Origin of the sequence: Falsiroseomonas sp. HW251, from assembly GCF_050563545.1 — a bacterium.
In the GTDB taxonomy this organism is placed as follows: domain Bacteria; phylum Pseudomonadota; class Alphaproteobacteria; order Acetobacterales; family Acetobacteraceae; genus Falsiroseomonas.
In genome coordinates this window covers 70,540-77,622 of sequence record NZ_JBNXUM010000033.1, presented here as the reverse complement: position 1 = coordinate 77,622, position 7,083 = coordinate 70,540, and the positions used below count along the sequence as shown (strand labels likewise).

Annotated in this window: 8 protein-coding genes and 1 pseudogene; 4 read left to right on the top strand and 5 right to left on the bottom strand. The window is 72.2% G+C overall.

Features of this window, described 5'->3' with window-relative positions:
* Positions 1–385: pseudogene (locus ACLF3M_RS29045) on the bottom strand (hypothetical protein); the annotation flags it as partial.
* A gap of 99 nt (positions 386–484) precedes the next feature.
* Between ACLF3M_RS29045 and dapD the strand changes: the two are divergent.
* The 3 genes from dapD to ACLF3M_RS29030 all read left to right on the top strand — a co-directional run bounded on the left by dapD (position 485) and on the right by ACLF3M_RS29030 (position 3,268).
* Positions 485–1,321: a 2,3,4,5-tetrahydropyridine-2,6-dicarboxylate N-succinyltransferase gene (dapD, locus tag ACLF3M_RS29040; protein ID WP_430660498.1), complete on the top strand. Its 837-nt coding sequence runs from the start codon at positions 485–487 to the stop codon at positions 1,319–1,321.
* A gap of 217 nt (positions 1,322–1,538) precedes the next feature.
* The gene (dapE, locus tag ACLF3M_RS29035; protein WP_430660497.1) at positions 1,539–2,678 is read left to right on the top strand and encodes a succinyl-diaminopimelate desuccinylase; all 1,140 of its coding nucleotides are present in this window, start codon (positions 1,539–1,541) and stop codon (positions 2,676–2,678) included.
* A 98-nt stretch (positions 2,679–2,776) separates the two neighbouring features.
* Positions 2,777–3,268: a hypothetical protein gene (locus ACLF3M_RS29030; protein WP_430660496.1), complete on the top strand. Its 492-nt coding sequence runs from the start codon at positions 2,777–2,779 to the stop codon at positions 3,266–3,268.
* Here ACLF3M_RS29030 and ACLF3M_RS29025 read toward each other — a convergent pair.
* From ACLF3M_RS29025 to def, 4 genes are read right to left on the bottom strand one after another with little or no spacing between them, the layout of a single operon-like run.
* Positions 3,265–3,924 carry a DUF924 family protein gene (locus ACLF3M_RS29025; protein ID WP_430660495.1) on the bottom strand — a complete coding sequence of 220 codons (660 nt, stop codon included), beginning with the start codon at positions 3,922–3,924 and terminating at the stop codon, positions 3,265–3,267. The genes ACLF3M_RS29030 and ACLF3M_RS29025 overlap by 4 nt on opposite strands.
* A 47-nt stretch (positions 3,925–3,971) precedes the next feature.
* The gene (gene truA / locus ACLF3M_RS29020; protein WP_430660494.1) at positions 3,972–4,733 is read right to left on the bottom strand and encodes a tRNA pseudouridine(38-40) synthase TruA; all 762 of its coding nucleotides are present in this window, start codon (positions 4,731–4,733) and stop codon (positions 3,972–3,974) included.
* A gap of 49 nt (positions 4,734–4,782) precedes the next feature.
* Positions 4,783–5,688, bottom strand: a complete 906-nt coding sequence (fmt, locus tag ACLF3M_RS29015; protein WP_430660493.1) for a methionyl-tRNA formyltransferase — start codon at positions 5,686–5,688, stop codon at positions 4,783–4,785.
* A gap of 10 nt (positions 5,689–5,698) precedes the next feature.
* Complete coding sequence (gene def, locus ACLF3M_RS29010; protein WP_430660492.1) at positions 5,699–6,223, bottom strand: peptide deformylase; 525 nt, start codon at positions 6,221–6,223, stop codon at positions 5,699–5,701.
* A 255-nt stretch (positions 6,224–6,478) separates the two neighbouring features.
* Here def and ACLF3M_RS29005 point away from each other — a divergent pair, with 255 nt between their 5' ends.
* Positions 6,479–6,961, top strand: coding sequence for an Hsp20 family protein (locus ACLF3M_RS29005; protein WP_430660491.1), 483 nt, complete (start codon positions 6,479–6,481; stop codon positions 6,959–6,961).
* Positions 6,962–7,083: the final 122 nt, after the last annotated feature.

Below are 7,083 nucleotides of genomic sequence, written 5' to 3'. Positions count from 1 at the left end.
GCAGCGTGCGGGCCGCGGCCTCGGCCTGGCGTTCCTCCGCCGTCACGTCGCGGGCGATGCCGCGCAGCCCGTCCCCGGCGCGCATGGCCGCGAATTCCAGCCAGGCGATCGCGCCGTCCCCGGCCCGCAGCGCGAGGCGCAGGCCGCGCGGCGGCGTCCCGCCGGCGAAGGGATCCCGCGCGGGGGGCTCGGCCAGCAGCGCCGAGAGCCGCCGGCCCAGCAGCGACTCGGCCGCATGGCCCAGCGGCCGGTCCGGTGCGACGAAGGTCAGCCGGCCTTCCTCGTCCGTCTCGAACAGCAGGTCGGCACCGAGCAGGGCGAGATCGCGCCAGCGCGCCCGGCTGTCGAGCAGGGCAGTGGCGAGGGACTCGTCGGGCGGCTTCATGCCCGCAGGATCGCATGCCGGGGTTGAAGGGGTGGTTGACGCGGGCAGGGGGGGTCGCGATGAAGGGCCCGGCTTTCCACCCCCGCCAGGACCGCATCCATGGACAGGACCGCGCTCGCCGCGCGCATCGAGGCGCTCTGGGCCCGCCGCGACATGCTGAAGCCCGACACAACGGGCCCGGACCGCGCCGCGGTCGAGGAAGCGCTGGAGATGCTCGATGCCGGCCAGGCCCGTGTCGCCGAGCCCGACGGCCAGGGCGGCTGGAAGGTGAACCAGTGGCTGAAGCAGGCCGTGCTGATGAGCTTCCGCCTGTCCGACAGCAAGGTCATGGACACCTCGGCGGGCGCCTTCGACAAGGTGCCGCTGAAGTTCGAGGGGTGGGGCGAGAACCGCTTCAAGGTCGCGGGCTTCCGGGCCGTGCCGGGCTCCGTCGTGCGGCGCACCGCCTATATCGCGCCGAACGTCATCCTGATGCCGAGCTTCGTGAACCTCGGTGCGTATGTCGACAGCGGCACCATGGTGGACACCTGGGCGACCGTCGGGTCCTGCGCGCAGATCGGCAGGAACGTGCACCTGTCTGGCGGCGTCGGGATCGGCGGCGTGCTGGAGCCGCTGCAGGCCAACCCCGTGGTGATCGAGGACGACTGCTTCATCGGCGCGAGGTCGGAGGTGGTCGAGGGCGTGATCGTGGAGCGCGGCAGCGTGCTCTCCATGGGCGTCTTCATCGGCATGTCCACGAAGATCATCGACCGCGCGACGGGCGAGGTCATGTATGGCCGCGTGCCGGCCTATTCGGTGGTGGTGCCGGGATCCTTGCCCGGCAAGCCGCTGCCGGACGGCTCGCCGGGTCCGAGCCTCTACTGCGCGGTGATCGTCAAGCGCGTGGACGAGAAGACGCGGGCGAAGACGAGCATCAACGATCTGCTGCGGGATTGAGGGTCGCTTCGGCGATGGCGCTGTCCCCCTCCGGCCAAGCGCTTCCCTGCCCCCCCCGAGACTCTCACTCCCTTGCAAGCGGGGGAGGGTCGGGGTGGGGGTGCGGAGATCAAGGGCGCGCTGGACGAAGCACCCCCTCCCCATCCCTCCCCCGCTTGCGGGGGAGGGAGGCTCTGGTGCGGGGGAGGGAACCGCTCCGCGGGGCAGGGCAGCAACCATGACCACCGACCCCATCCCGCTCGCGCAGGCCCTCATCCGCTGCCGCTCCGTCACCCCCGCCGATGACGGCGCGCTCGACCTGGTGCAGCGCGCGCTCGAGCCGCTCGGCTTCGCCTGCACGCGGCTGGCCTACGGGCCCGACGACTACCGCGTGGACAACCTCTTCGCGCGGCGCGGCAGCGAGGGCCCGCATTTCTGCTACGCCGGCCACACCGACGTCGTGCCGACCGGCGATCCCGCGAACTGGTCGGACGACCCGTTCTCCGGCGCGGTGAAGGACGGCTACCTCCATGGCCGCGGCGCCTGCGACATGAAGGGCGGCATCGCCGCCTTCGTCGCGGGGTTGACCGATTTCCTCGCCGCCAACCCCGACCACAAGGGCTCGATCTCGCTGCTCATCACCGGCGACGAGGAAGCGCGGTCGGTGGACGGCACCGCGAAGGTGCTGGAGTGGATGCAGGCCAACGGCCAGGTCCCCGACATGGCGCTGGTCGGCGAGCCGACCTCGCGCCGCGCGCTGGGCGACGTGATCAAGATCGGACGGCGCGGCAGCATGAACGCCTGGGCCACCGTGCACGGCACCCAGGGCCACAGCGCCTATGCGACCGATGCCGACAACCCGATCCACCGCCTGGTCGCCGCGATCGCCCCGCTGATCGCCGCCCCGCTCGACAACGGCAGCGCGCATTTCCCGCCCTCGACGCTGCAGGTCACGGGCTTCGATGTCGGCAACCCCGCGACCAACGTGATCCCGGCGAGCGCGTCGGCCTTCCTCAACATCCGCTTCAACGATCACCACAGCAGCGCGCAGCTGACGGATCGCCTGCACGCCGCCTTCCGCGCGGCCGGCGCGCGCTATGACCTGCGCACTGAATGCTCGGGCGAGAGCTTCCTGACCGAGCCCGGGCCCTTCGTCCACGCTCTGACGCGCGCCATCGGACGCGCGACGGGCGTCACCCCGGTGCTGGACACCGGCGGCGGGACCTCCGATGCTCGCTTCATCGCGCGGTACTGCCCCGTCGCGGAATTCGGCGCGCTGGGGGATACGCTGCACAAGGTGGACGAGCGGACCTCGGTCGCGGAACTCCACCGGCTCGCCGGCGCCTACAGGACGATCCTCGAGGAGTTCCTGGCCTGAACACCTCCGCGCCCCCACCGCCGCTGCGCCTGGCCATCACGGCGGGGCTGCTCGGCGCCTTCCTGCTCGGCCGCGGCCGGCCGGAAGGGCTGGCGCTGATGGAGAACAGCCCCGAGGGTGCCTGGCGGTCCTTCGCCGCTGCCTTCGTCTGCCTGCCGGCCTTCCTGGCGCTGCGCGTCCTGGCCTGGGCGAGCCTCGGCCTGCCTTCGGGCGGGGTGCTGCGGTCGTTGACGGCGGAGATGATCGGCTACGCCGTCGCCTGGGTCGGCTTCGCGCTGGTCTCGCTGGCGCTGGCGCAGCATTGGGGCAAGGCGGCGGGCTGGCCGCGCTTCATCGCCGCGTGGAACTGGACGAACGTCGTGCAGTACGTCGTGCTGCTGGCGCTGGCCGTGCCGGCCGCGCTTGGCCTGCCGGACGTGGCGGCGCAGGTGCTGACGCTGGTGGGGCTTGGCTATGCCGTCTGGCTGGAGTGGTTCGTCGCGCGTACGGCGCTGGGCATCGATCGATCGGGCGCGGCGCTGCTGGTGGTGCTAGACCTGACGCTCGGGCTGTTCCTGGGCGGGCTGATCCGGACGCTTTCGGGGGGTTAACCCGCTGCGGAAGGTGGCGTGCGCAGGTGCACGAAGTCGCCGGTCGCGACATAGGCCGCCTCCTCGGGAGAGGAGGGCCGGCCGAGCACGGCGTTGCGGTGCGGGAAGCGGCCGAAGCGGGCGATCACCTCGCGATGCGCGGCGGCCTGGCGCGCCGAATGGTCGTAGAGCGGCCGCCAGGCCTCCGCGCAGGCGCGCGCGATTTCCTCGCCGAGCGCGACGGCGCGATCCAGCCGCGCCAGGTGGTCCGGGCCTTCGGCGTGGCTCGTCGCAACGAGAATGAAGGTCTTCTCCCAGGGCCAGCGCAGCGCGGCGTAGTCGCCGCTCGCCAGCGCGGCCTCGGCATGGCGCAGGGCGAACTGGTCGCAGGCGAAGGCCTCGGCCGTGCCCGCGAACAGGCTGCGCGGTGCCTGGTCGAGCAGCACGACGAGCGCCAGCCGGCCCTCCGCGGTGCTGGTCCAGCCGTCCAGCTCGCAGCGGCGCGCCCGCGCCAGCAGCGGCGCGAAGCGACGCATTCCCTCCGTCGTGCCGCCACGGAACCAGCGGAGGAAACGGCCGCGATGCGTGTCGTAATCGTCCCGCTCCATCCCGGGCGGGAACCAGAAGGCGTGGAATTCGCGCCAGCTCGGATCGCTCATGGCGGCGGAGCGTGGCATGGGGCGCGGGATCGTCGCCACGCGGCCACGTGGGCCTCGCGCGCTGTTCAGGTCCAGTCGGGCTCGGGGTCGTAGCGCGCGGTGACGAAGACCAGGCCCTCGGGCGGGGCGGTCTGGCCGGCCCTGGTGCGGTCGCGGCCCTCGAGCACACGCCGCGGCCAGTCCAAGCCGCGCCGGCCCATGCCGACCTCGACCAGCGTGCCGACCATGTTGCGGACCTGATGGTGCAGGAAGCTGCGGGCTTCCGCGGTGACCACCACCTCCTCGCCGATCCGCGCCACGTCGAGCCGGTCGAGCGTGCGAAGAGGCGACTTCGCCTGGCAGGCGGCAGCGCGGAAGGCCGAGAAATCATGCCTCCCGAGCAGCCCCTGCGCTGCCGCGTGCATCCCGTCGGCGTCGAGGCGGCGCTTCACGTGCCAGAGCCGCCCGGCCTCCAGCGCCGGCCGGGCGGAGCGGTTCATGATGCGGTAGCGGTAGGCGCGGCCGGTACAGGCGAAGCGGGCCGACCAGTCGTCGGCGACGCGCGCGGCGGCGAGCGCCACCACGGGATGCGGGTTGGTGCGGGCATTGATGGCCTCCCGCACGCGCTCGGGCGGCAGGTCGGCGGCGAGCATCAGGTCCACCACCATCGCCTCGGCATGCACGCCGGCATCGGTGCGGCCGGCGGCGGTCGCGGTCGGGGCCTCGCCGCGGTTGAGCGGGGCGGCGGCGGCCTCGATGACCTGCTGGACCGACAGGCCGACGGCCTGGCTCTGCCAGCCCACGAAGGTCGTGCCGTCGAATTCGATCTTCAGGGCGTAGCGGGGCATTGCTTCACTTACCCCCGTCCGCCGTTGCGGGGGAGGGCAGGGAGGGGGCCTACGCCAGCATCGTCCCGACCGGCATCGCATAGCCGCGCAGGAACTCCGCCGCGGGCATCGCCCCGCGTCCCGCGCGCTGGAGCCGCGTCAGCCGCAGCGCGCCGTCACCGCAGGCGACCGTTGGCGCGCCGTCGAGCAGCGTGCCCGGCGCGCCCGCGCCCTCCGCGATCGCCGCTGACAACACCCTGATCACCTCGCCGCCATGGGTGAAGAAGCAGCCAGGCCAGGGATTGAGCGCGCGCACGCGCCGCTCCAGCACCGCCGCCGGCTGCGTCCAGTCGAGACGCCCGTCCTCCTTCGCGATCTTGGGCGCATAGGTGACGCCGGCATCGGGCTGCGGCACGGCCGGCGGGTCCTCTTCCAGAGCGCGCAGGATCAGCCGCGCGCCGACCGACGACAGCGCGTCGTGCAACTCGGGCGTGGTCATCCCCGAGCCGATCGGCACGGCTTCCCGCAGCAGCATCGGCCCGGTGTCGAGGCCTTCCTCCATGCGCATGATGGTGATGCCGCTCTCGGCGTCGCCAGCGAGGATCGCCGCCTGGATCGGCGCTGCGCCCCGCCAGCGCGGCAGCAGCGAGGCGTGGATGTTCAGGCAGCCGCGGCGCGGCGCATCCAGCATCGGCTTTGGCAGGATCAGCCCGTAGGCCGCGACCACAGCCACGTCGAGATCGAGCGCGGCGAAGGCCGCGTGCTCGGCGGCATCCTTTCGCACCCGCGCCGGCGTTCGCACGGGCAGGCCGAGCTCGAGCGCCGCGCGGTGGACGGGGCAGGGCGTTTCCTTCTGGCCGCGGCCGGCGGGGCGGGGTGGCTGGGCATAGACGCAGGCGATGTCATGGCCGGCGGCGTGCAGCGCGCGCAGCGCCGGCACCGAGAACTCCGGCGATCCCATGAAGGCGAGGCGCATCGCCGGCCGCCTACATCGCCTCCCGCTCTTTCGCTTTCAGCTCCTTCGCGAGCTTCCGGAGCAGCATGTTGCGCTTGAGCGCCGAGACGTGGTCCACGAAGAGCACGCCATCGAGGTGGTCTATCTCGTGCTGCAGGCAGGCCGCGAGCAGCCCCTCCGCCTCGATCTCCTTCCTCGCGCCCGTCAGGTCCTGCCAGCGCACCTTCACCCGCGCGGGGCGCGTGACGTCGGCATACTGGTTGGGCAGCGACAGGCAGCCTTCCTCCCGCGTCGCGAGCTCCTGGCTTTCCGCCGTGATCTCGGGGTTCAGCAGCACCATCGGGTCGGGCTTCTCGTCGGGGCGGATGTCCACCACCACCAGGCGCAGCAGCTCGCCGACCTGCGGCGCGGCGAGGCCGATGCCCGGCGCCTTGTACATCGTCGCCAGCATCCGCTCCGACAGCTCGGCGATTCGCGAGTCGCCCGCCGCGACCGGCTTCGCCTTGGTGCGGAGCCGGGGATCGGGGACGTAGAGGATGGGGAGGATCTCGGTCATCGCGTCTTGTTCCAGGCGGCGAGACCTAGCGCCTGATCCGCGCAGGCGGAATCGCCGAAGCGGTGAATCAGTCGCTCAGACAACGGCTGGAGCATGATCCACGTGGGTGGGTCATGCTCTAGCCCCGGGCCTACCCCCTTGCAACGCCCGGCCCGGACGCCAAAATCTGCTGTCGCGGGGTGCCTCGGGCCCCGCTCGGTTTCGCCTCGCCCAGCGACCCCCTTCTCGGGGGCAGGGGGGGTACGGGAGCAGCCCATGTCGCGTCCGTCGCTGTTCGGCTCGCCGCTTTTCCTCGGCTTCGACCATCTCGAGCAGATGCTCGACCGGGTACAGAAGAACGCCGACGGCTACCCCCCGTACAACATCGAACAGACCGGCGACACGCGGCTTCGCATCACGCTGGCCGTCGCGGGCTTCAGCATGGACGACCTGCAGATCACGCAGGAGGACAACCAGCTGGTGATCCGCGGCCGCCAGAAGGACGACAGCGAAGGGCGCGTGTTCCTCCATCGCGGCATCGCCGCCCGCCAGTTCCAGCGCGCCTTCGTCCTCGCCGAGGGGATCGAGGTGGAAGGCGCCTGGCTCGACAACGGGCTGCTGCATGTGGATCTCCGCCGCCCGCTGCCCGAGGCGAGGGTGAAGACGATCCAGATTTCCGCCCGCGGCAACGGCGCGCAGCGCCCGGTCGTTGGCGGATTGGCCGAGGCCGTGCCGGACGGCCGTACCAGAGAGGGGTGATCCTGTCGGATGCCCCGAGCCGCGTCCGATCGCCAAAGGCGGAAGCCCCGCAAGGGGCCAAGCACCGGCGGCGTGAATCGGATGCGCACCAGCGCGGGCCCGATCGGGACGCGCCAGCAGGA

Bases quoted from the DNA above. Each gene is read 5' to 3' on its own strand.
- ACLF3M_RS29030 (WP_430660496.1), top strand. From the start codon at position 2,777: ATGGAGAACAGCCCCGAGGGTGCCTGGCGGTCCTTCGCCGCTGCCTTC.
- truA (WP_430660494.1), bottom strand. From the start codon at position 4,733: ATGCCCCGCTACGCCCTGAAGATCGAATTCGACGGCACGACCTTCGTG.
- dapD (WP_430660498.1), top strand. From the start codon at position 485: ATGGACAGGACCGCGCTCGCCGCGCGCATCGAGGCGCTCTGGGCCCGC.
- fmt (WP_430660493.1), bottom strand. From the start codon at position 5,688: ATGCGCCTCGCCTTCATGGGATCGCCGGAGTTCTCGGTGCCGGCGCTG.
- dapE (WP_430660497.1), top strand. From the start codon at position 1,539: ATGACCACCGACCCCATCCCGCTCGCGCAGGCCCTCATCCGCTGCCGC.
- def (WP_430660492.1), bottom strand. From the start codon at position 6,223: ATGACCGAGATCCTCCCCATCCTCTACGTCCCCGATCCCCGGCTCCGC.
- ACLF3M_RS29025 (WP_430660495.1), bottom strand. From the start codon at position 3,924: ATGCCACGCTCCGCCGCCATGAGCGATCCGAGCTGGCGCGAATTCCAC.
- ACLF3M_RS29005 (WP_430660491.1), top strand. From the start codon at position 6,479: ATGTCGCGTCCGTCGCTGTTCGGCTCGCCGCTTTTCCTCGGCTTCGAC.